This window comes from Paenibacillus sp. V4I3 (assembly GCF_030817215.1).
Lineage (GTDB): Bacteria > Bacillota > Bacilli > Paenibacillales > NBRC-103111 > Paenibacillus_E.
The window spans coordinates 227,360-253,421 of record NZ_JAUSZA010000001.1 but is presented as its reverse complement, the minus strand read 5'-3'; the positions used below and the strand labels follow the sequence as shown (position 1 = coordinate 253,421).

The 26,062-nt window shown below is 49.5% G+C and carries 10 protein-coding genes; 9 read left to right on the top strand and 1 reads right to left on the bottom strand.

Going from position 1 to position 26,062, the window contains the following annotated elements; genetic code table 11:
• Positions 1 to 24: 24 nt before the first annotated feature.
• On the bottom strand, positions 25 to 846 hold the full coding sequence (locus tag QFZ77_RS01305; protein ID WP_307434908.1) for a helix-turn-helix domain-containing protein: 822 nt from the start codon (positions 844 to 846) through the stop codon (positions 25 to 27).
• Positions 847 to 1,046: 200 nt separating this feature from the next.
• Here QFZ77_RS01305 and QFZ77_RS01300 point away from each other — a divergent pair, with 200 nt between their 5' ends.
• The 9 genes from QFZ77_RS01300 (at position 1,047) to QFZ77_RS01260 (ending at position 26,020) form a co-directional block, all read left to right on the top strand.
• Positions 1,047 to 3,368, top strand: a complete 2,322-nt coding sequence (locus QFZ77_RS01300; RefSeq protein ID WP_307434906.1) for a helix-turn-helix domain-containing protein — start codon at positions 1,047 to 1,049, stop codon at positions 3,366 to 3,368.
• Positions 3,369 to 3,415: 47 nt separating this feature from the next.
• Positions 3,416 to 4,858, top strand: a complete 1,443-nt coding sequence (locus QFZ77_RS01295; protein ID WP_307449162.1) for an extracellular solute-binding protein — start codon at positions 3,416 to 3,418, stop codon at positions 4,856 to 4,858.
• A 268-nt stretch (positions 4,859 to 5,126) separates the two neighbouring features.
• Complete coding sequence (locus QFZ77_RS01290) at positions 5,127 to 6,020, top strand: ABC transporter permease (protein WP_307449160.1); 894 nt, start codon at positions 5,127 to 5,129, stop codon at positions 6,018 to 6,020.
• A gap of 32 nt (positions 6,021 to 6,052) precedes the next feature.
• The gene (locus tag QFZ77_RS01285) at positions 6,053 to 6,925 is read left to right on the top strand and encodes a carbohydrate ABC transporter permease (RefSeq protein WP_307434904.1); all 873 of its coding nucleotides are present in this window, start codon (positions 6,053 to 6,055) and stop codon (positions 6,923 to 6,925) included.
• A 32-nt stretch (positions 6,926 to 6,957) separates the two neighbouring features.
• Entirely contained in the window at positions 6,958 to 8,523 is a 1,566-nt protein-coding gene (locus QFZ77_RS01280) for a glycoside hydrolase family 43 protein (RefSeq protein WP_307434901.1), read from the top strand.
• 68 nt (positions 8,524 to 8,591) lie between these two features.
• Complete coding sequence (locus QFZ77_RS01275) at positions 8,592 to 10,106, top strand: extracellular solute-binding protein (protein WP_307434898.1); 1,515 nt, start codon at positions 8,592 to 8,594, stop codon at positions 10,104 to 10,106.
• Positions 10,107 to 10,230: 124 nt separating this feature from the next.
• Positions 10,231 to 16,116, top strand: coding sequence for a pectinesterase family protein (locus QFZ77_RS01270; protein ID WP_373462550.1), 5,886 nt, complete (start codon positions 10,231 to 10,233; stop codon positions 16,114 to 16,116).
• Positions 16,117 to 16,149: 33 nt separating this feature from the next.
• Positions 16,150 to 22,857, top strand: a complete 6,708-nt coding sequence (locus QFZ77_RS01265; protein ID WP_307434895.1) for a pectinesterase family protein — start codon at positions 16,150 to 16,152, stop codon at positions 22,855 to 22,857.
• 232 nt (positions 22,858 to 23,089) lie between these two features.
• Positions 23,090 to 26,020 (top strand): pectinesterase family protein, encoded by a 2,931-nt coding sequence (locus QFZ77_RS01260; RefSeq protein WP_307434892.1) that lies wholly within the window; start codon positions 23,090 to 23,092, stop codon positions 26,018 to 26,020.
• Positions 26,021 to 26,062: the final 42 nt, after the last annotated feature.

Genomic DNA, 26,062 nt, shown 5'->3' with positions numbered 1-26,062 from the left:
AACCTTCCTTTTTTTCACAGATGGTTAGTTTACATTCGTTCTAATCATTTTCTTATATTCGAGAGGTGACATTTTGGTCACCTGCTTGAATTTGCGATTAAAATGAGTGATGTTCATGTAGCCGACGGATTCTGCAATATCGATTACTTTGCTGGAGGTTTCCCGCAGCAGTCTTTGTGCCTCTCGTATTCGGAGTGTGAGAATGTATTCGGTAAAGTTGAAGCCTGTATATCGCTTAAAGAGACGGCTGAAATGAAAGGGACTAATAAAGAATTGAGCAGACGCTTCCTTCATCGTAAGTGTTTTCATATAATTCGTGTTGCAATATTCGGTGATCTCCGCAATTTTTTTGTTCATCGGAAGATAAGCGGTTTCCGCCGTTTCCGTCGCCTTACGGGAGGCGAACAGCAGTAATTGAACGAGCAGCGTTTCGAAATACAGCGCTTGTCCATGACGATTCGGGTTGGTATATTCGTTATTCATTTGAAAGAGAAGATTCTCAATATAATTCTGTTCCAGGTTGTTAAAATCAATAACGCGGTTGATTTGCATAAAAGGCGACAGGAGCAGATCCAGATGGGATCCGCGATACGGCTCCAGAAATGCATCCGTGAAGTAAACGATCGCGCGTTCATGCAATTTACCGCCTTCTAGTGTCTTATGAATGTCATGCTTTTTGATAAAAATCAAAGAGCCCTTCTTCACATGATAGGTTCGATTCTCTATGTAAAAATAACGCTCACCGGCGAACAAATAATAAATTTCATAGTGCTCATGGTAGTGAGTACGTTGCATCGGCATGTTGGTAGGCTGCTTAGCAAAGCTAATTTGAAAATCCCCATTCATTCGGTATCCCACTCCTTTAAAGTTTTCGTAAGAAAACTTGCTTCGTAAGCGTAATCTTTATTAAATAATAACAAATTTTTGTAAAGTCTCAATGAATAAAAAAGAGAACGATCATGTCTATTTCCCGTTTTCCATATATAATAGAAATATTCAATTTCTAGACAGAGCAGGGAGCGGTGCTTCCGGAGGGGGAAATCGTTTTGCGAAGATATTTGCTTAGGTTACTGGCATTTAGCTTTTTATTAGGCGTACTTCCCGCTGTAATTATTGGGATTGTCTCTTATTCGATTGCAACTAGGGATCTTGAGGACAAGGTAAAAGAAGGCAACATGCAATGGTTGACGCAAACCCAGATGCGTGTGGAACAGATGTTGAAATCCATTGAGAAATCGGCGACGCAGTATGCCAACTCTTCGCTGGTTAAGACGGCAATGAACACAAATTACTCGCCAACTGATTTTGAACAGATACGTGATCTTTCCGTTTCACTCTATAACCTTCAATCAAGTGATGTTGTCATTACGGAGGCTTTTCTAATCAACCTGGCGCGAAATTGGTCGATAGACTTGAATGCCATGAAACCGTTAGATCAGCTTGTTAACAATGAGGAGTTCTGGGATTATGCCAAGCAGCCGAGAAGCATTTATTGGAGTACAGGTAGGGTGTCTGCAAATGGCGTTGAGCCTGAAAATCCTATGGAAATGATAACCCTCGTACATAAAATACCGATCCTGCCCCAGACGAGTAAGCCGCAAGGGCTTGTGGTTGTGCGTATTTCGGCAGCTGATATTCGGGAAGCGTTGATACCTGGCAATCCGTCAAACCGAAACTATATCCTGGACCGCACAGGAGCTGATATTCTTGTAACGGCTGAGGTAAAGGAAGGGTATCGGGAAATCAATCGGGTCATCGCTGGCAGACTGGAGGCGGAACCGGAGAATAAACAAGCAATTTTCAATACGCATCTAGGGAGTGAAGAGGTGGCGGTTATGTACCGTTCCTCAGGCTACAACGGGTGGACGTATGTGTCGGTTATCTCTATTGGTGAAATCACCAAGGAACCCCAGAAAATTGCCAAGCTAACGCTGATTGTTTGCGCCGCCATTCTATTGATCGTTCTTGCTTTTGCTTTGTACGGCAGTCGCCGCATGTATCGACCGATACAAAATCTATTAGATGTTGCCAAGGGTATTGATCATAAATTTAACGCTCAATCGATACAGCCTAGAACCGATGAGCTGGAATTCATTAAAGTAAGCATGCAGTCTTTGGCTGTTTCAAGAAATCATATCGAACAGCAAATGCTCGGTCAAGCGGGACATTTAAAAGAGTTTTTTGTATTAAAGCTGTTTACAGGACAGTTGTCGGAGAACGACTATTTATTCCGCGCTGCTATGTATGGCTTTCCAACTGGATGGAAACGTCTGGGGGTGCTTACGCTGAAAATTGATAATTTGCAGGATACCAAGTATCAGGAGCAAGACAGGGAGCTTCTGCTTTATGCCGTGAATAACATTGCCCAGGAGGTACTGCCTCCTGAGTTTCGGTTTACACCGATCATATTGAACCAGTCGCAAGTGACGCTTGTGGCAACGGACGCGGAGGATCCGGTGGAGGTCAAGAGTATTTTGTATCAAATGGCAGAATCCATTAAAACAAACGCCGAGCATTATTTACAAATACAAGTAAGCATCGGAATCAGTAAACCGTACCTTTCGTTAACTGATACCGTCAAAGCGTATGGAGAAAGCTTGTCTGCCATGAAATCCCGGATAAGCCTGGGTCCGGATATTATTGTTCACTATGAGGATATCGAAAATAACCCCGGAGCAGATAAATATGTCTATACGCACCTTAAGGTAATGGAAGAGCAGCTTGTGTATGCGCTTCGGGAAATGCAGCTGGACAAAGCCACCGAGCTGTTTCAGGATTATTTGAATGCGCTGCTGCATAAGGACGGCTTTTTGTACGAGCATCACATTTTACTGCTGCAGCTTATTTCCCGGATTCTAGGGATCGTACAGGATCAGGGTATTTCGATAAAAAAAGTTCTTGGAGATGAAGGCGCGGTAGAACGATTGCTGCATTTGCAAACGCGGGATGAAATTGAGTACTGGTTTGAATCTCTATTATTTGCTCCAATGATTCAGGTTTTATCAGAAAAATCAGAAACGCAATACGTAAAGATTGCGGATAGGCTTGTAAGGATGATTCAGGAGCAATTCGATCAGGAAATTACATTGGAATCGTGTTCGGAAATTCTTAGCTACCATCCGGTGTATCTAAGCCGCATTTTCAAGAAGGAAATCGGCACGACGTTTAGCGATTATTTATCTGATTATCGGATGAAGATGGCCAAGGTCATGCTGGAGACAACGGATATGAAAATTTCGGAAATCGGTGAAAGGCTTCAGTATAAAAATATAAGCGCATTCATTCGGAGCTTTCGGAAAATGTTCGATGTAACACCAGGGCAGTACCGGGAGAAGATGGATCAAAAGGAGAAGGGGAGTGCCAAGTGAAACGATATTCCGTGTACATAGTCAGCTTGCTTATATCCTCCTTGCTGTTGACTGCATGCAGCCAGGATAAATGGCCGGAAGTGGAAAATACTACTAAAACCTCTTCTCTTTCGCTCGTGGTCAGCCAAATTGGAGAGATTCCTCACAAGAACAACGAGATTGAAAAGGCCATCGAAGCGTACACGAACGTGGATTTGCAGATTCAATGGATCCCATTTTCGGCCTACGATGAGAAGGTTAAGGTGATGATTGCTTCCGGAGAGCTTCCGAAATTGATCAAGCTCAGCTATACGCCGACGATCATTGCTACGCTGAAGGCGGGCCAGTTTTGGGAGATCGGACCCTATTTAAAGGATTACAAAAATTTATCTGCTCAAAATAAACAGTTTTACGATAATATTGCTGTCGGCGGGAAAATATACGGGGTACCATTGTACCGTCCCCTTGGTCGTGCAGTTATCCATTACCGTAAAGACTGGTTTGACATCTTGGGTTTAAAGCTGCCAAAGACGTTGGATGATTGGTATGCAGTCATGAAAGCGCTCACACTTGGCGATCCGGACAAAAATGGGAAGAATGATACGTACGGGATTATCCTGGAGAAAAGATACAATCAGGATGTAAGCTCCACACTGACGCGGTTTTCCGTATCACAAGGAGGGCCGAATAAATGGAAGGTGGAGAAAGGCCGCTTCACCCCCGAATTTATGACGGAGCCGTTCTATGAAACGATGAAGCTGTTTAAACGGCTTTATCAAGAAAAGCTGATGAATCAGGATTTTGCAGTCGTGGATGCTATGGAAACGTCAAGGTTATATGATTTGGGGCGGGCGGGTACTCAGGTTGTCGGGGGGAATGCCCAAAGCTGGCAAGATAAGCTGGTAAAGACGGTTCCTTCAGCGGTTGTGGAGGTGGCTCCGTTAGAGGGTCCTGGAGGGATTCGGCTCCCTGGCGAACCGGGCAATGTGGGTTTCCTGGCTATTCCTAAGGATGCGGTGAAAACGGAAGCGGAAATGAGAAAAATTTTAGCTTTTCTAGATAAGCTGTTGGAGCCTGCCATGCAAACCGTGCTTTCTAAAGGAATTGAAAATAGACATTGGATCGATAAAGGTGAGTATACGGAGGTTCTCGATCGTGAACTGGATCTAAAGGAGGTTAAGACTTATAGAGATTCTTTCCCGTATATTGACAGTAATCCTGCCCTGAAGCCTATACGCCAACCCGACCTCTATCGGAAAAATCAGCAGATCATCAAGGAGAATGAGTTGTATATTGTCCCTAACCCAGCGTTAACCTTAGAATCAGAAACCTATGCCGAGAGAGGCAAGGAGCTCGAGGTCCTGATTACAGATGCGCAGACCAAGTTTATTATGGGGAAGATCGATGAAGTAGGCTGGAAATCCGAAATCAACAAGTGGAGAGAAGCCGGCGGCGACAAGATGATTCGTGAATATGAAGAAGCTTATACCAAGAAGGATAAGGATAAATAAGACCGCCAATACTGGGAAATGCCGTAGAACCCTTGAGAAATCAAGGGTTTTTTCGTTTGTGCATATATAGTTGTCTGGAAGCTATAGCTCTGGAAAAGGGCAGAACAGCGAAAGAGGTTATGCCGCAGGTATAGCCTGCCACAAGGATTCTGTCCAATAATAAAGGCATAAACAAAGAGATGTGGAGGAGCTTAAGATGAAAGCAGACTTGATTTTGCAGTCGGGACGATCGGACGGACAGGTTCGAAAATCGAAATTCGCTTTACTGATGAAGGAATTCATTAGGGACAAATGGTTATACCTGATGATGTTACCGGGTGTGGCGTACTTTCTTATTTTCAAATATGTCCCGATGTACGGACTGATCATGGCATTCCAGGATTATAAGCCCCACCTTGGTTTTTTTGAAAGCCCTTGGGTCGGTTTTAAGCATTTCGAGCGATTCTTTAGTGAGCCGCAATTCGGCATGCTGTTTAGAAATACAATCATTATTGCGATCTATAATCTGGTCTTTTTCTTCCCGCTGCCGATCATTCTTTCGTTAATGATGAATGAGCTTCGCAGGGAAAGATTCAAACGATTCGTACAAACGCTCATCTATATTCCGCACTTTGTCTCATGGGTCGTTGTCGTCGGTATATTTTATATGCTGCTTACGACGGAGAACGGGATTTTAAATGAACTGATCTATGCGATCAGCGGGAAGAAAATCGCCTTCCTGCTTGAACCGGAATGGTTCCGGACGATGATTATTTCGCAATCCATATGGAAGGAAGTCGGTTGGGGCACAATTATTTTCCTTGCAGCTTTATCCGGTGTCGACATGCAGCTGTATGAAGCTGTGCGCATAGACGGAGCCGGAAGATGGAGACAGCTCTGGCATATTACTCTCCCTGCGATTCGCAGCACGATCATTATTCTGATGATTCTGCGTCTCGGGAATTTTCTGGATTCCGGCTTCGAGCATATCTTCTTGATGATCACGCCAACCAATAGGGACTTAGGGGAAGTATTCGATACCTATGTATATACGAAAGGATTAACACAGGCGCAATATAGCTATAGTGCGGCGGTAGGTTTATTTAAATCAGCAATAGGTTTGGTCTTGGTCCTTGGCTCGAATTGGCTTGCCAAACGATTCGGACAGGAAGGCGTGTACTAATACCGTTTGTTTCAAAAAAGGAGGACATCGCAATGACATACGATAAAACTTTAGGCAACCGCCTATTTGATATTTTTAACTACAGCTTCTTACTCATCTTCTCTGTTGCTTGCGGACTGCCGTTTCTATATATTCTGGCGGTTTCTTTCACCAGTCCGGAGGAGGTAGCAAGAGGGGGCATCATTTTGTTTCCCAAGGAATGGTCCCTTGCCTCCTACCGATACATTTTCTCAACAAATACGTTGGTCAGAAGTTTAATGGTTTCTATTTACATCACAGTTGTAGGCACCTTCATTAATCTGCTGTTAACATCACTGATGGCCTACCCGCTATCGAAGTCGCATATCCGGGGCAGAAAATACATTTTGCTAGCCGTATTGTTTACGATGTTGTTCGGAGGCGGGTTGATCCCCACTTATTTTATAGTAAAAGCGCTGGGTTTAACCAATACACTGTGGGCTTTGATGATTCCAAGCGCAATTAGTGGCTTCAATCTCATCGTGCTTAAAAACTTTTTTCAACAAATACCGGATGGTTTGGAGGATTCGGCGAAAATCGACGGATGCAGCGATCTGGGTGTATTATTCCGTATCGTTCTCCCTTTATCGATGCCGGCCATGGCCACATTCGCTCTTTTCTATGCGGTGTCTCATTGGAATCAATTTTTCAATGCTATTCTGTATATCAACGATAATACGAAATGGCCTATTCAGGTGCTCCTGCGGGAGATCGTTATTTTAGCGCAAAGCCGGATCGGCGATGCAAGTATCGATGAAGCCCAGATTCAGCCCTTAACCATTCGTATGGCTGTTATTGTATTTGCTACCGTTCCGATTCTGTTTGTATACCCGTTCTTGCAGAAGCATTTTACGAAGGGTGTGCTCCTGGGTTCGGTGAAGGGATAGAGCGTTTTTACTAAATAGAAGGGAGTAGTTGAATGGAAACGTTTCGCAATCCGATTCTTGCCGGGTTTTACCCTGATCCTTCCATCTGTAGGGTGAGGGAGGATTATTACATGGTCACATCGACTTTCGAATATTTTCCCGGTGTCCCAATCTTCCACAGCAAGGACTTAGTTCATTGGCGTCAGATCGGACATGTGCTCGATCGGCCGTCGCAGCTCAATCTGGATGGTATTCCAGCTTCTCGGGGGATCTATGCCCCCACGTTAAGATATCATGAAGGTGTTTTCTATATGATTACGACGCTTACGGAGAGAGTTCCCGGCGGGCGCGAAAATTTCTTCGTTACGGCCACAGACCCTGCCGGACCATGGTCGGATCCGTATTGGTTGGATGATGCGCCTGGGATTGATCCTTCCTTGTTCTTCGATGATGACGGCAAGGTCTACTATACAGGAAACCGGGTGCCGCCGAGCGGACAGCAATATCTGAAGCATATGGAGATTTGGCTTCAGGAGCTGGATTTGGAGACGAAACAGTTGGTCGGTCCGAAACTTAGTCTGTGGGACGGGGCGCTGAAGCAAGCTCACGCACAAGAAGCCCCGCATCTTTACAAAGTGGGCGGGTACTACTATTTGCTTATTGCTGAGGGAGGAACGGGCTTTACTCATGCAGTTACCATTGCACGGAGCGAATCGCTAACCGGACCTTATGAGGTATGCAAACGGAATCCGATCTTGACGCATCGGCATCTTGGCAAACAGCACGGTATTGTAAATGTAGGCCATGCGGATCTTGTTCGAACGCAGACTGGGGAGTGGTGGATGGTATGTTTGGCTTCCCGGCCGTATGGGGGATATTACCGTAACATGGGGCGTGAAACGTTCCTCGTTTCCATGAATTGGGAGGACGATTGGCCGTTAGTGAATCCGGGTAAAGGAATCATTGAATGGGAGATGCCAAAGCCGAATTTGCCCGAAGCAAGGTGGCCTGCATTACCTGCTTGTGATCATTTTGATGCTCCGGTATTGGAGCACAGATGGAATTTCATCCGGACTCCGAGAGGAGAGTTTTGGAGCTTAAGCGAGCGTCCGGGTTATCTAAGGCTGAGGCTTAAACCAGAGTCGATATCCGAGGTTTGCAATCCAAGCTTTGTAGGCCGTCGGCAGCAGGATATTTCCTATGCCGTGCGGACGAAGCTAGAATTTGCGCCGGGTACGATTAAGGAAAGAGCCGGTTTGGTGTTATTACAAAACCATAATTTTCAATATCGTTTGGAATGCGGCTTGGATGATGAATCTCAGAGGGAAGTTCGCCTTGTGAGCAGGATTGCCGGCGAGGAAATGGTGCTTGCAAGGCGGAGCATCGATACGAGCCAGCTTTATTTGAGGGTGGAAGCGATCGGACAGTCCCTTCGTTTCGATTATGCAGCGGAGGCTGAGCAGTGGCAGCACTTGGCGGAAGATATAGACGGCACCATTCTCAGCACAGATACGGCGGGGGGCTTCACAGGAGCGTACATCGGTCTCTTCGCTAGCAGTAATGGTGAGTCCAGCGTTAACCATGCGGATTTTGACTATTTCGAATACATCGGTTTATAACTTATCTTTCTTAGGATGACTATGAGGGCTAGGTTTTAAATAACATTTCATAACGAAGGGGTAGAACTATGAACAAGCAAAAGGTTGCATTAGGAATGAGCACAGTGCTGCTTGCATCGGTGATGCTGTCGGCCTGCGGCGGCGACAAGGAAGTGGGCAATACAGAAGTCGTGAAGGAAACGGATAGCAAGCCCTTCCCAATTTCAATCGTCATTAACCAGGTAGGGGAAACTCCCGCGAACGACAACGATATGGAAAAAGCGATGGAGCAGTACACGAATACCGATCTGCAATTCCAGTGGATTCCTCAATCAGCCTACGACGAGAAGGTTAATGTCATGATCGCTTCCGGCGAGCTTCCGAAGCTGATCAAGCTCAGCTACAATCCGACAGCCATCGGATCATTGAAAGAAAATCTGTTCTGGGAAATCGGCCCATTCCTGAAAGATTACAAAAACTTGTCAGCGCAAAATCCGGTGTTTTTCGATAATATTTCCGTAGAAGGAAAAATTTACGGCGTCCCTTTGTTCCGCGATTTGGGCCGTTCCGTCGTCCATTACCGGAAGGACTGGTTTGACGCTGCCGGTCTCAAGGTGCCGAAGTCTCTGGATGATTGGTATAACGTAATCAAAGCAATGACGCTGGGCGATCCCGACAAGAACGGGAAGAACGACACCTACGGATTTATGATGGAGAAGAAATACAACCTAAATGCAGATTCAACGCTGACCCGGTTCTCGGTGATGAATGGCGGTCCGAACAAGTGGATGTACGAGAATGGATCCTTTACTCCCGAATTCATGACCGCGTCCTTCTTCGATACGTTGAAGTTCTTCAAACGTCTTTATGACGAAAAGCTGATCAACCAAGACTTTGCCGTAGTCGATGTCTCTGAGATCGATAAGGCTTATGAAACCGGGCGTGCCGCGATCCGAATTTCTGGAGGCAATGCTCAGAGCTGGCAGGATAAGATTGTTAAGGTCGTACCGAACGCCGTTATCGACAACGCTTCTTTTGAAGGCCCGAATGGCAAAAGAATACCGGGAGAAAGCGGAAACAATGGCTTCTTGGCTATTCCGAAAAGCTCTGTGAAAACGGAAGCAGAAATGAAAAAAGTACTGGCATTCATGGACAAACTGATGGATCCGCCAATGGCGACACTCTTGGTTAAAGGAATTGAAGGCAGGCATTGGCAAGACGGCGGAGACGTTACCTTGCCGTTAAACCGGGATGCGGATGCGAAGGAAGTAAAGCCTTATCGGGATAATCTTCCTCAACGAAATGAGTGGTACAACATTGCCAAGCCGATGAAACAGCCCGATCTGTTCCGTAAAAATCAACAAATCGGCAGGGATAACGAGAAGTTTGTTGTTCCCAATCCGGCGCTGACGCTCACTTCCGCAACCTACTTGGAAAAGGGCAAGGAGCTTGAACAGATCATGACCGATGCCGAAACGAAATTTATTATGGGCAAGATTGACGAGGCAGGCTGGAAGGCCGAGATCGAGAAGTGGAAAAAGGCCGGCGGCGAGAAGCTGATAACGGAGTACAAGGAGGCATACGAGAAAATCAAGAAGAAGTAACCCATCCTTTAGGAAGATAGGAGTGTTCCCCGAACCCTGATCGGGGGCATTCCTGATCATATTCATCGATTAGGATATGCTTACGAAGTCAGTTTTGCTCCACAAAACTCTAAGGAGGCACGTTATGAAGAAATGGTTTTCACAAATTCTTGTTGCAGCTATGTTTGCCGCATCCATTCCTGTAAGTGCTCACGCTGAAGCAGCATTGGGTTCGCTGCCGGCATTTCCGGGCGCCGAAGGCGGAGGCAAATATGTGACCGGCGGGCGCGGTCAAGCGGTATATGAGATTACAACGCTCGCGGATTATAAGATCAATGAAACGCCAATTCCCGGCTCTCTGCGAGACGCTGTAAGCCAGAGCAACCGGACGATCGTCTTCCGCGTCGGAGGAACGATCCGATTGAAGGAAAGCCTTAAAATTACAGGCTCGAACTTAACCATCGCAGGACAAACCGCTCCCGGCGACGGCATTACTGTAACCGATTACACGACGACCGTCGAGGCGGATAATGTCATTGTCCGGTATATGCGTTTCCGCCTGGGCGATCGTTATCCCAGCGAGGACGATGCCTTCGGCTTTCGCTATCACAAAAACATCATCGTCGACCACTGCTCCTTCAGCTGGTCGGTCGATGAGGTGCTCAGTCTTTACGACAATCAGAACACGACGGTGCAGTGGTCGATCGCGGAGGAAAGCATGCTGATGACGACGCATCAAAAGGGGCGTCACGGTTACGGCGGCATCTGGGGAGGAAACAACGCAAGCTTCCTTCATAACCTTGTTGCCCACAACTTCAGCCGCAACCCGAGATTCCCGACGGTCAAGAAAGAATATGACATCGTGGAGTCGACCAACAACGTGATTTACAATTGGGGCCTGTTATCCGCATATGGCACCGGCGGCGAAGGGCAGTACAACCTGAGTAATAACTATTATAAATATGGCGCAAATACTTATTACAATGTGCGCAATCAATTGTTCAATGAACTCACTTCACCGAGCAAGATGTACGTAGGCGGAAATATTATGGATGGCGACGCTGCGGTCACATCGGACAACTGGCTTGGCGTGCAAAGTGTGCAAGACCCTTCCTTGAAGCTGTCTCAGCCCGCGCAGGTCGCCGGCGGCTACGTGCCTGAATCTGCTCAGGACGCGTACAATCATGTCCTCGCAGGTGCGGGGGCTACTTTGCCAAAGCGTGATGCGATCGATGCCCGGGTCATGAACGACGTGAAAAACAGAACCGGCCAGTATATGAATTCCCCGCTTGAAGTGGGCGGATATCCCGATTATCCGACAGTCGTCTCAACCGTAGTCGATCAGGATCATGACGGGATAGATGATGCTTGGGAATTGGAAAAGGGCTTGTCCCCTGCAAACCCGGATGATCGAAACGGGGTAAATTTGTCTCCGGAAGGATATACGAACCTTGAGGTGTATCTTCATGGCTTGATTGTCAAAGGAAACGCGGGCGGCAACAATACGGATAACCCAGTTGTCTCGATCACATCCCCAGTTAACAACAACTTGAAAGAAGCTGGAAGCCATGTAACCGTGGAGGCTTCTGCTTCTGATAAGGACGGGATTGCCAAAGTAGAATTCATTGTTGATGGCATTGCCATAGCGGAGGATTTGGCGGCACCGTACAGCTTTGATTGGAATAACGTGACGGACGGCACGCATTTCCTTGTCGTTCGCGCAACGGACAACGCGGGACTTTCGACGCAATCGGACAATGTCGCTATCCACGTAAACAAAACCGGTCCGATCACTCCATGGCAAGCGCAAGATATTGGTTCTGTAGGCATCCCGGGCCATACACAGCTGGAAGGCAACGCACAGACGGTAACGGTCAAAGCTGCGGGGGATATCGGCGGCACTGCCGACGCGTTCCACTTCGCGTATCAGTCGTTAACAGGCAACGGCGAAATCATCGCTCGAGTCGAGCATGTTACTCCTACGGATGACAATGCCGAAGCAGGCGTCATGATTCGGGAAACGCTGGATCCTTCCTCCAAGATGGCACTCATGGCGGTTCCTTATGTCAAATTTGGCAAGAAAGGTGTCATAATCAGCCGTTCGGCGACAGGCGGAGATTCTGCGAGGGCGGAGCCGGATGATTTCATCAATACGCCGTATTGGGTTAAGCTCGTTCGGCTTGGCAACCAGTTGACAGGACTGATATCCGCAGACAAGACGAACTGGAAGCGGGTCTCATCCGTTGACATTCCGATGTCGGAAACCGTTTATATCGGGTTAGCGGTGGACGCCTCCAAGACGATAGACGACATTAATAAATACAACACTTCTTTATTCAGCGGCGTGGAACTTCATACGTTAGCCGCAGACTTTCCGACGCCTCCACAGGCGCCAGTGGCAACGGCAGGACAAAATAAAGCGGTGCTGAGCTGGTCCCCGGTAAGCACTGCAACCAGCTACAACATCAAACGAAGCGACGTCCCTGGCGGCCCTTACACAACGATCATGCCAAACGCGACGTCATCGTCCTATACCGATACGAACTTAGTAACGGGTAAAACGTATTATTATGTCATTAGTGCGTTAAATGCGAATGGCGAAAGCTTCGATTCAACGGAGGCCAGCGCGACTCCAACAGGTGCTCCTGAGGTCATTTGGCTCGCTCAGGACAATTTTGAAGGAGATACCATTGGAGAAATGCCTGCCGGATACACCTTGGTCAATCCGATTCCAGCGACAGCCACGAATAAAGTGATTACACAGGCAGTTCCTGGAACGAGTACAGGGAACAGCTCGGGCAAAGTCATGCAGCTTTTTGATACAGGCACGGTGAACACCAGAGTTGCGAAGACCTTTACACCGCAAAAGGGTACAGTCATCCTCGAAGCGGATTACATGCAGCAATCGATGATCGGCTCTGCCGGCCTGCTCCAGCTGCAGACACCGGATGGCGGTAAGACGCCTTTGTCTTTGGAAATCCGCAAAGCGGATGGAACCAATAATGTGTTCGTCATCAACAATGGCGGTACGTACGTCAAGGTGACAAATGAGCTGCCGCCTTTGAACCGTTGGATCAATTTCAAGATTGAAGCAAACGTTCAAACGGGCAAAGCAAAGATTTATGTAGATAATGTTCCGGCGGTGACTCTGGAAATTGATTTCCTCAGCACGGCTCTAGCCGATACGCAAGCAAAGGGAATTGGCCGTATTCATTTCTCCACACCGGGAAGTGGATCGGGCAGCCCCTATTGGGATAACGTGAAGGTGTATGTGGAGCCGGTAGCTTCTCCGAAGGGATTGGTTGCGGTACCGGGCAATGAAGCTGTTGAATTGAAATGGCCGGATGTACAAGGGGCGACCTCGTACAATGTGAAGCGAAGCGAAACGGATGGAGGCCCTTATACAACGATCCAATCTGAATCGCAGACAGCTTCGTTTATTGATAACACAGTAACGAACGAGAAGACGTATTACTACGTCGTTACGGCCAACGGAGTTGGCGGAGAATCCGCTGCTTCCAATCAGGTGCAAGTAACCCCGTCGGCATCCGCTATAAAGCCTGCGGCACCTACAGGACTGAAAACGGTGATCCGGGATTCGCAATTGGATTTGAGCTGGAACGCCGTGGACAATGTAAATTTCTATACGGTGAAAAAAGCGGCCAGCCCATCGGGACCCTTCGAGGTCGTCGCTTCCAATATTACGGACTTGGCTTACCGGGTGGGCGGCGTGCCGGATGGCGTAACCGAATATTACGCAGTAACGGCTACGAATGTAGCGGGAGAAAGTGAAGTCTCGGCTTCTGTGAGCGGCGTTGCCCTTGCACAGATTGGTACGCCTAGCTTGACGGCGGAGGCGGGTGACGCCCAAGTAACGCTGAGCTGGACCCCGGCTGCACAAGCCAACCGTTATACGCTGAAACGGGCCACGAGCATAGAGGGGCCATATATGATTCTCGCTGCAGATGTGACGGGAACGAATTACACCGACACAAAGCTGGTTAACGGTCAGCCTTACTACTACAAAGTATCTGCCGCAAACGAGTCGGGTACCGGCTTGGAATCCACTGTTGCAGCGGCTCGCCCCGTACTGAACGTCGGCCAGCCGGATGTGCCGGTTGGCATCAAAGCGGATCCGGGAAATACGGAGATTCAGTTGACGTGGAATGCGGTCAGCGGTGCTGGCGATTACCAGGTGGTTCGCTCAACCAGCAAGAACGGACCATTCTCGGTTATCGCCGATCAAGTGGCTGGGCTGGCGTTCACTGATAAGGGGCTGGCTAATGATACAGCTTACTATTACGCTGTTGCGGCGCACAACGATAAAGGTCTTAGCTATCATTCCTTGCCGGTTAAGGCAGTACCGGGCGCAGTATTCACCGTGGCCAAGGATGGAAGCGGGCAATTCAGCACAATTGCGGATGCAGTCAATGCCGTTCCGGACAACAACACGAGGCTTACGATCATCAAAGTGAAGAACGGCATTTATAACGAGAAGGTGCTTGTCCCTTCGACGAAAAAAATGATCACGATGATCGGGGAAAGCCGGGAAGAGACTGTGCTTGTCAATGGAGATTCCGCAAGCACGATCGGTCCGAACGGACAGCCGCTCGGTACAAGCAACAGCTATACGCTGAGGACGTCGGGAACTGACTTTACGCTGGAAAATATGACGGTTCAGAACAATGCCGGGCGGACTGCAGGGCAAGCCGTCGCGCTCTATGCCGAAGGCGACCGGGGGATTTTCCGCAACGTGAAACTGTTAGGTTACCAGGATACGCTGCAGACCGAAAGAGGACGGCAGTATTTTGTCAACAGCCACATTGAGGGAACCGTTGACTTTATTTTTGGAAGCTCCGCGGCCGTATTAGAGAACAACATCATCCAAAGCGTTGGTCCCGGTTATGTGACGGCACCGTCTACGGAAATGGGCAAGCCGGGATACGTGTTTATCAACAATCAACTGATTGCCAGTGCAGATGCGTCTGCCGGAACTGTAGACCTCGGCAGACCATGGAGAGATTACGGCAGCACGACGTATATCAATAACTACCTTGGGGAGCATATCCGGACTACAGGCTGGAACGAATGGGTTGCCGGCCGTTCGAAGACTGCCCGCTTTTCAGAATACTTAAGTTACGGACCGGGAGCCAACCCGGCTGGGCGTGTCAATTGGTCGACACAATTGACAGCGGAAGAAGCGGCACAATATACCATAGCATCCACTCTTGGCGGCTCCGACGGTTGGAATCCGAAAGAGTCGATCGGGTTGATAGACAAAGCTCCGGTTGCTCTCGTGCGGGTGTCCTCCATCTCGGTAATTGCGGCTGGCGGAGTGAACTCGATCACGTCGAAGAATGGCTCGCGGTCCTTGCGGGCATTGGTACTTCCAGGCAATGCGACAAACCCGTCGGTTGCCTGGGAGGTGTTTGAAAGCGACGGAATTACGCCTTCGAGCCGGGCGATGATTGACGCCGACGGATTGCTGACCGCGAAGAATAACGGAGTAGTCAAGGTTGTCGCGACCGCAAAAGACGGCAGCGGGGTTCATGGAAGCATGTATATTTTCATTAGCGGCCAAACGAGCATCCCTGCCGACTTGCCGATCGCAAAGCTTAGCGGGCCTGCGACCGTATATTCGGGGCAGGAGTTCAGCTACCGGGTAGGGTTAAGCAATGTTTCGTCCTCCCAATACTCATCGGTGTATGCATTGGATTTCACCATGCAATTCGGGACGAACACTGTGGAACTTGTTTCCGCCGATTCGCTCAAACCGGGCTTCCAGATCATCGCTCAGAAGACGGACATTCCGGGTCAGGTGAGGATTATCGCGTCCAGTCTGGGAGCGGCTGGCGCCATAACCTCCAGCGGCGATATTATTGAATTGAAGTTTAAAGCGAAGCCGGTCTCGGGTACGGATGCAGCGACGCTTGGTTTCACTTCTTTTAAAGTCTCCAACGGGGCGTCTCAAAGCTTTGCTGTGTTGCAGGCTAATCCATCCATCATACAAGTTGCTCCTTCTGCCAAGTAAACGACAACGTTACATGAAAAGGAAGTGGTCTGGTTGAATAGGTTATTGAAAATTGGGTTGGCTGCACTTTTATTAACAGCATCCTTTCCTCAAATAGATAGCAAAGCAGCGGCAGCCGTGTCTGTGCCTTCCGGGAATACCGCGCTAATCAATGACGATTTTAATGGGGTAACTGATGCGACGGTGATGAAAACCACAAACCCTATGACGACGGTAGCGGGCTATACGCCTACGATTACCGGCGCCAACAGTTCGATCGGCATTACCAGAACAGGAATGGACGGAGGCGAAGCCGTTACTTCCGATGCTTTGTTGCTCAGGGACTTGGACGGCAAGAACGGGCTTGGCCAAACTGTCGGAGATGGCAGCGGTTCCACGGCCATCGCCAAATCATTGGGACAAAATGTTAAAGAAGGCATCTTGACGATTGAGCAGGATATGTATTTCTTCGGAGACACAACTGTCCCGAACGGAACGAACGATATCAGCCGCGGTCGAACAGTCCTGGCCTTGTCCGGCGGGATCAATGATGCGAATCGTACGACGGATACGCTCGTTCAAGTCGACCTCAAAGGCGGCAGAATTGCATGGAAGGACAGCACCGGAGCTTTTACCAATATTACACCGAACAGCGTCTCGAACGGGGTATGGTACCATTTGAAGGCAGTTGTCAACTTCACTTCGTTCCGTGCCGACTACTACGTTACCAAAATGAGCGACGGAACGGTGATCGGTAAGCTGGAGGGCCAACCGTTCTCGCTGAAAACGCTCGGTGCTGCGCCGACGGATTATGCGGTCGCCAAGTCGTATTCGGCAACTACCGGCGGCACGACAGCGCAAAATATTTTGCTGGATAACATCATTGTCTACAAGCCGAATGCGCTGCCGGATGCGCCTGTCTGGGGAAGCCTTACGCCATACGCCTCCAAAGTAAAATTGTTATGGAAGGCTGCGAAAAACGCAGAGTCGTATTCGATTCTGCGCGGCACGACTTCCGGCGGACCGTATACGACGATTGCTTCGGGACTTCCTGTTACGCAATTGGATTACTACGACTCGACCGTAACGAATGATACGACCTATTACTATAAGATTAGCTCTGTCAATACATTCGGCAATAACGATTCGGTGGAGCAATCCGTAACGCCAACGGCATCTGCGGCGTTGCCCCAGCCTCCGGCGAATATAGCCGTTGTCGCCCGTGATTCAGCGGTAAGCCTATCATGGAGCCAGGTTTCAAGCGCAAGCCAGTATACGTTGAAACGCAGCACGTCTTTGGAAGGACCGTATACAACCCTTTCAAGCACGCTGCCGTATACGCAAACAAGCTACTATGATTCAGGCTTAACGAACGGTACGACCTATTATTATACATTGGCAAGTACAGCGCCCGATGGAACACCCGGCAACGACAGCGCGCCTGTTGTTGCGAAGCTGGCCGCACCGTTTGCGTCGCCTGCGAATGTTATTGCCAATGTTGCCGATTCGCAGGTTGCTATAAGTTGGGAGCCTGTCAGCGGCGCAGCCTATTATACCGTGAAACGCAGCACGAACTCCGGCGGCCCTTACGCAACGATCGCGGCTAACGTCGCCTCGGAGGGCTATACGGATGTAACGGCGGTCAACGGCACAATCTATTATTATGTGGTTTCCGCTTCCAACGGACAGCTCGAAAGCATGAATTCCATACAAGTTGCCGCATCGCCTGCTTCCATAGCGGTAGGGGCGCCGGCCGCTCCAGACGGAGTTGCCGTTAACCCCGGCAATAACAAGGTGGCATTACAATGGAATCCTGTGCCGGGGGCGGCTTCCTATTCGGTGAAGAGAGCGGTCTCGTTTGCCGGACCGTACACGGTATTGAGCGCAGGCTTGACCGGAACAAACGCCAACGATGACACTGCTTTGAACGGCACGACCTACTACTATATCGTGGCGGCTACGAGTGCAAATGGAGAAGGTGCGCCCAGCAAGCCGGCCATTGCGACACCTGCGTCAATGATCGTCGTTGCGAAGGACGGTACGGGAGATTTCACTTCTATTCAAAATGCGGTAAATTCCATCGCATCGAACAATACGGTCAGAACCGTTATTTTCATCAAGAACGGCGTGTATAAGGAAAAGATTTTGGTTAATAAGCCTTATGTCAGCTTGGTTGGCCAAAGCCGGGACGGCACGGTTTTGACCTACGACGACTATGCCTGCAAGGAGAGCCCGACCGGAACTCCGGCGGCTGCGGGCTTCTGCTCTGCTTTGCCTGCAGGAACGCTCATTTTGGGAACAGGCAACAGCTACTCGGTCAGCGTAACCGGAACCAATTTCACGGCGGACAGCTTGACGATTCAAAATACAGCGTACCCGAGAACGTTGGTTGCACCGGCCGTTGCGTTGTCTGTGACGGGAGACCGCGCTGTATTTACGAACGTGAAGGTGCTCGGCTTCCAGGACACTCTCTATGCGAACAGCGGCAGACAATACTATAAGGACGTTATTATTGAAGGCGATGGCGATTATATCTTCGGCAATGCGAAGGCGGTCTTCGACAGATCGGAGATCAAATTCGTAGGCAAGGCGGGAGGTCATATTACAGCTGCTTCAACGGATGCGACAGCTGAATTCGGTTATGTGTTCCTGAACTCGAGATTGACACGAGGCACTTCTGCATTAAAATCTTTCGTAACGGTAGGAAGCTGGGATTCCTCTTGGGATATCGATGCCAATATCAGCGCAACGAACAGCACCGTCGATTTGGGCAGACCCTGGAGGCCGTACGCCAATGTCAAATATATCAACAGCTGGATGGATGCCCATATCAAAGCCATCGGTTGGGACAACTGGGGCAGTGTCAGCAATGAAGCGACGGCCAGATACGGGGAGTATAACAGCAGCGGGCCGGGAGCCAATGCGAAGGGCAGGTTCAGCTGGACCAGACAATTAACGGCTAGTGAAGCCAATGAATATACGCCGCAGCGAATATTGGCGGGAGCAGACGGATGGGAGCCGACGTTAATCAGCATGCTGCCCGGACAAGAAGCTCCACAAGCACTGTCAGCCCCGGGAGGAGTGAACGCGACGGCGGGCAACGGTACAATTACGCTGAATTGGAGCCCTGTTGCTGGAGCCGCCTACTACAGCGTGCAACGCAGCACAACAAGCGACGGCAGCTTTACGGCGATCGCCGGTTCCGTATATGACACGACCTATACAGATGTTAACGTAATGGCAGGCCAAACCTACTATTATACGGTGGCCGCAAACAATGCGGATGGTCAAAGCGCGCCGTCCGAGACGGTAAGCAGCACAATAAAAGGGAGTGTGAATGCGGATATATCGGTTCTCCATTTCATTATTGTCAATGCGGAAGCTGCGGTCCTCGCCGCAGTGGAAGGAACAGGCACAGGGCAGTACCCGTCTGGAGCGAAGGCAACGTTCCAATCGGCGATCCAGACTGCCAAGGCGGTTGAGAGCAACGGTGCGTCGACACAGCAGGAGATCAATCAAGCTGCCCTTGAGCTGAATAAGGCGATTCAAAATTTCTCTAACACAGTTAATTTCAATTATGATCCTATGGATGTCAACAAGGATGGGGAAATCGGGATCGCAGATTTGGGATGGATCACTGCTCATTACGGCAAATCATCCGCGGATTCCGACTGGGACTTGGTCAAAGCGGGGGACATCAACCTGGACGGGAAAATCGATAATCAGGATCTGATGGTGATTGCTAATCTCATTCAGAACGTACCCGACAAGGTCGAACAAATTACCTACAAATTTAATTTTACCAACACAGCTAAAGACGGATACTCGTCAGTGGTTTATGGCCCGAATAACGGTGCGCCGCTGTACAACTCTTCGGTTGGCTACGGCTTTGTTAATGAGACCAGCGCGCTGCCGGCAAGACAAGTGCATACGGCTCCAATTACTTCGGACGGAACCGGTTTTGTCATTAGCGAACCGCAATTTTATGCAGAGAAAGGCTTTGAGAAGGACAACTACAACAATTACGGCATGGCATTTCGGATCAAAGCTCCTCCGGGAGCGTACCAAGTTTACGTTAAAACAACCTCCGCTGCTGCGGACACAACCGTATCGGTTTCGGGCATGCAGACGAGCCGGCTCCTGAAAGGCGGATACTGGGATACGGCAAAGCTAGTGCCAATACGCAATTTCATTACAGCGAGCGGAAAGGAATGGACCTATAACTTTATCAACGGGCGGAGCTTTATCGATATCGAGATTGAACCGAACAAAACCAATACGCCTGTTGGCGTGCAGGAAATCGTCCTTACTCCGATCGCACCGCAAACGCGCGCTGCTGGAAGCCTTCCGACGATTTATACGCTGGGGGATTCCACAGTCAAATCCTACACCTTTGACGAAACGCCGATGAGTGGCTGGGGTCAAGTATTTGACAATATGTTCGATTTGAGCAAAGTGAATGTCGTTAACTATTCGATGGGTGGACGTTCGTTCAAGAGCGCTTATACGGAAGGCCGTTTTAACGATATTCTGATGACAGGAAAAGTCGGGGACTACGTGATGTTTCAGTTCGGTCATAATGACGAAAGTACGGATGAGAACCGTCGATTCGGCAGAGGCGCTACTGAAGCGATGTATGAATCTTATATCAAGGAAGTGTATGTTCCTGCCATTCGGGCTCGCGGGATGATTCCCGTACTGGTGACTCCGATGTCCAGGGTCAATGGTGCTGCGCAGCCAGGATCTGTCTATACGAACTCTTTTAAAACCAGATTGTTCCCGGATATTATGAAAAAGGCTGCTGAGGAACTGGGAGTCACCGTTGTTGATCTGAACTCGGAAAGCCTCAAGTATTATAACGCTATCGGAGTCGAAGCGACGACCGCGATCGTCATGTCCATTGAAGCGGGGGAAACGCCGGGCAAAACCAACGACGGAAGCTACGCCAACGGACATCCGTCAAACAAAATAGACGGAACTCACTATAAGGAAGCTCTCGGGAAACAATTCGCCCGGATCATCGTTACGGAAATCGCTGGCAAAGGAGCCGCAGGCGATCCGAAAGCCGCGAATATTGCTTCTTTTCTTAAACAAGACGTCAAGGCTGCCATCGCAGCGGGCGACTGGTCGAACATCTTCCCGGAAATGGCCAAGGATACGACGACCGGTGCAGGCTCATATTATCGGAATCAGATTGAGAAGCTGCTTCAGCTTGGCGTTATGAGCAAGGATAGCAATGGAAACTTTAATCCCGACATGAAGATGTCGGTGGGCGAATTCGTTAGAGCCATCAGCTCGATTATGGACGTGGATTCATCGGTATTGGCCGGATATGCGAACGGAGAGCTGACACGCGAGGTAATGGGCGCTATATTGGACGATGCTTATCGGGCCAAATTCGGTACTACGAAGCCGAAGTACATGACCGATTACAACGGCACGACCGCAGTGCCCGGCAGCCCGAACTACGATCCGAATTTGGATTCTGGCGCCAAAGGCGCGATGTATTATCCGCTTGTTTCCTTCGAGCAGCTTACGGATACGGCGGATATATCTCCTGTGTTGGTCAATAAGGTAAAGGATGCTTATGAATTGGGTCTCATCCGGTCGGAGAAAGGTATCGCGAGAGGCAAGATGATCAATGGCACAGAGCTTGAGCCGAAGATGATCGTTGCAAGAGCGAAAGCGGCCAAAACACTTTATTTTATGTGGGTGCTCGTAAATGAGGTAAACGTTGAGAATGATTTTGTCAAAGCCCACATCGATAATGTCGCTCCAACGGCAACAGTGGGTTACAGCACAACAGCGCCTACCAATCAGGATGTAGTAGCAACGATTACGCCAAGCGAGGCTGTTACGGTCATCAACAATGGCGGATCTACCAGCTATACATTCACGGCTAACGGCAGCTTCACCTTTGAATTTATGGATGCTGCAGGCAACAAAGGCTCGGTTGAAGCCGCTGTGTATAACATCGATAAAATCGCACCTACGGCGACGGTGGCTTACAGCACAACAGCGCCGACCAATCAGGCTGTAGTAGCAACGATTACGCCAAGCGAGGCTGTTACGGTTATCAACAATGGCGGATCAACCAGCTATACATTCACGGACAACGGAAGCTTCACCTTTGAATTTATGGATGCTGCGGGCAACAAAGGCTCGGTTGAAGCCGCTGTGTATAACATCGATAAAATCGCACCTACGGCGACGGTGGCGTACAGTACAACAGCGCCGACCAATCAAGCTGTAGTAGCAACGATTACGCCAAGCGAGGCAGTTACGGTTATCAACAATGGCGGATCAACCAGCTATACATTCACGGCTAACGGAAGCTTCACCTTTGAGTTTGTTGACGCAGCGGGCAACGTGGGCAGCGCTACAGCCACTGTCAGCAACATTGATACGATAGCGCCTACCTTAATCTTGATTCCGGATAAGCAGACTTTATCAACTGCGAATCACAAGCTGGTAACCGTTAGTATGAGCGTCTATGGGCAGGATGAAGGCGCCGGTGTCAGTACGATCGTGCTGACCTCGATCACGAGCAATGAACCGGACGACGGCTTGGGTGACGGAGATACGGCGGGAGATATCGCGGGTGCCGAAATCGGAACCTTTGATACGGAGTTCCAGCTGCGAGCCGAGCGATCCGGCAAAGGGCAAGGGCGAATCTACCTGATTACTTACACGATCACCGATCTGGCAGGAAACCAAACGACGGCTACTGCTGAGGTTACAGTGCCGCATGACAACAAATAACTAGTTACGAAGTCACGAAAGTGAGCGATGCAACACCTCCGGACCTGAAACTGGGTCTTGGAGGTGTAATATAAAGTTCGCTTCTATCAAATGCGATACAATCAAATGCGATACAATGAAAACGGTTACAAACTGAAGATGGAGGTGTATATCACCATAAAAAATTGAAAAATCGTAGTGCGGATTTCTTGTTTTCGACATGATGTTGATACTATTCATTAGGAGGAAGCGTATGAGAAAAAGTATTTTGGCTATTGTAAGTTTGCTGTTATTGCTTTCATGGATTCAGATCGGAAGCCCCATGGCTTCGAGTGTAGCGTTTGCCGAAGATATTCCGAGTCTGTCCGGCGTACCGACCAATCTTACGGCCAAGCCCAGAAACAGCCAGGCAGATCTGACCTGGAATCCGCCGGTTGATTATCCGGTCATCGCATACAGGCTTTACCGGAGCACCGATCCTGCAGGCCCCTACACCAAAATTGCCGACGTAATGGACACCAAGTACCGTGATTTCGGACTGGACAACGGTACTAGATACTATTATCAGGTCACATCCGTCAGTGTAGGGGAAAGCGCGCCTTCTGCCGCTGCCGCCGTTGTACCGATAACGCCGTTCGACGCTCCAACCGGTTTGACGGCTATAAGCGGCGACGGTCAGGTTACGATCCGCTGGAACCAGGTTGCTGGAGCTCTATCTTACGATGTGAGGCGCAGTACGGAAAATGGCCTAAACTATGAGACGGTTGTTTCGGGTGTAACAGATCTCCAATATACAGATTCAACGGTAAGCAACGGCACCAGGTATTACTATGTCGTATCGGGCGCAAGCCCGGCGACTGCAAGCGCCAATTCCGCATCCGTTCAGGTAGTCCCTGCGCCGAGCGGAGCGCCTGCAATTCCGGACAGCATTCAAGCTGTTGCCGGCAATGCCCAGGTCATATTGACTTGGCGAGAGGTCAGCGGGGCGGTATCGTATACCGTCAAACGTGGTGCATTCAGCAGCGGTCAATACGAGACCATTAAGACCGGTATTCCCGGGACAAGCTATCAGGACGCGGGCCTTGTCAATGGCGTAACCTACGATTATGTGATTTCAGCGGTAAACGCCCATGGGGAAAGCTATCATTCCGAACCGATCGCTGTCACCCCTGCGGATGTTTTGGTCGTCGCGAAAGATGGAACGGGTGATTTTACAACGATTCAAGCGGCATTGAATGCGGTTCCGGCCAATAACACCAAAAGGACCGTTATCTATATTCGCAACGGCGTCTATCGAGAGCAAATTGTCGTACCGGCAAACAAGCCGTATGTAAGCCTTGTCGGCGAAAGCGCAACCGGCACGATTCTCGTCTACAATCTTAACGTGAATTCCAAGAAACCTGACGGTACGCCGTATAGTACGCTCGAAACGGTCACGGCCGTCGTGCAAGGCAAAGATTTTTCGGCCGACAACATGACCTTCCAGAACGACTCCGGTCCAGGCACCGGTCAGGCGCTCGCCGGTTTTCTAAGCGGGGACCGCGGTGTATACAAAAATGTCCGTTTCCTCGGCTTCCAGGATACGATCTACATTGAGAAACGGCAGTATTTCAAAGACTGCTATATCGAAGGCGACGTCGATTTCATTTACGGTCCGGCGACCGCGTTCTTCGAAAACAATGAGTTGCACAGCAAGCGCCTGAAAGGCGGTTATTTAACCGCGGCAAGTACGCCGGAGACTACAACCTACGGGTTTGTCTTTCTAAATTCGAAAATCACCTCCGATCCGGGGGTCAAGAACGTCGACTTCGGAAGACCGTGGCGTCCGTACGCTGCAGTAGCCTTCATCGACACGATGATCGACTCGTCGATCGCCCCTTACGGCTGGAATAACTGGGGCGATCCGAATAACGAGAAAACGGCCAGATACTCCGAGTATAACAGCCGGGGACCGGGTGCGAATCCGAAAGCGCGAGCAGGCTGGTCGAAACAGCTTACACCGGAGGAAGCAAGTCAGTACACGGTACAAAACGTAATGAAAGGAACTGACAACTGGAACCCGCTGCGCACCGCCATCATTCCGTTAACAGATAATACGCCTCCGGTTACAACCCTGACATCGTATACGGACGGGCAATATTTAAATGTAAACACTCCGACATTCACGTGGAGCTTCAGTGATGTGGATGCCGGCGACGCACAGCGTGCTTATCAGGTGCAAGGATCGAAAGACAATTGGCAGACGACCGCTTGGGATTCCGGGGAAATGGTCGATACTGCGACGTCGTATCAAGCTCCAATGATGCAGGATTACGATAACTGGAGCATTCGGGTTCGGACGCAAGATACCCGGGGGGCTTTGTCAAAGTGGGCTTATCGAACATTAGCCATAGATACCGCAGCTCCGACAGCCAAGGTGGTATACAGCACCACGGCGATGACAAACCAGGATGTTATAGCCACGATCGAGCCCAATGAGCAAGTGACGATAACCAATAACAACGGGGCTTCCAGCTATACGTTCAGCGAGAATGGAAGCTTCACGTTTGAATTTATGGATGCAGCAGGCAACAAGGGCAGCGCTACAGCCACTGTGACGAACATCGACAAAGTCGCGCCTACGGCAACAGCGGCCTACAGCACGACAGCGTCGACCAACAAAGATGTAGTTGCAACCATTACGCCAAGCGAGGCTGTGACGATCACCAATAATGGCGGTTCAACCAGCTATACGTTCAGTCAGAATGGCAGCTTTACGTTTGAATTCATGGATAGGGCAGGCAATACAGGAACGGTTGTAGCATCAGTAAACAACATTGACAAGACGGCGCCGACGCTTCGTATCGTTCTTGACAAGACAACGCTCATGCCGGTGAACCATCAGTTAGAAACCGTAAATGCGAGCGTCTATGCGGACGATGGCATGTCGGGGATCGATTCGGTCGTGCTGATCTCGATAACGAGCAACGAACCGGACGGCGGCATGGGCAACGGAGATCAGCCGAATGATATACAAGGAGCAGAATACGGTACCCCGGATACTTCATTTATGCTGCGTGCAGAACGAGCGGGTACCGGTTCCGGACGCGTTTACACGATCACATACACCGCAACCGATAAAGCGGGGAATAAGACAACGGTCTCGGTAACTGTAACCGTCCCCCGCGACCAATCAAGCAATTAAAACGTTATTGAAGTTTGCTTCCAGGGTTAAGGACATCCCGAC

Coding starts and splice junctions, on each gene's coding strand:
- QFZ77_RS01270 (WP_373462550.1), top strand. CDS start 10,231: ATGAAGAAATGGTTTTCACAAATTCTTGTTGCAGCTATGTTTGCCGCA.
- QFZ77_RS01280 (WP_307434901.1), top strand. CDS start 6,958: ATGGAAACGTTTCGCAATCCGATTCTTGCCGGGTTTTACCCTGATCCT.
- QFZ77_RS01305 (WP_307434908.1), bottom strand. CDS start 846: ATGAATGGGGATTTTCAAATTAGCTTTGCTAAGCAGCCTACCAACATG.
- QFZ77_RS01285 (WP_307434904.1), top strand. CDS start 6,053: ATGACATACGATAAAACTTTAGGCAACCGCCTATTTGATATTTTTAAC.
- QFZ77_RS01275 (WP_307434898.1), top strand. CDS start 8,592: ATGAACAAGCAAAAGGTTGCATTAGGAATGAGCACAGTGCTGCTTGCA.
- QFZ77_RS01290 (WP_307449160.1), top strand. CDS start 5,127: ATGAAGGAATTCATTAGGGACAAATGGTTATACCTGATGATGTTACCG.
- QFZ77_RS01260 (WP_307434892.1), top strand. CDS start 23,090: ATGAGAAAAAGTATTTTGGCTATTGTAAGTTTGCTGTTATTGCTTTCA.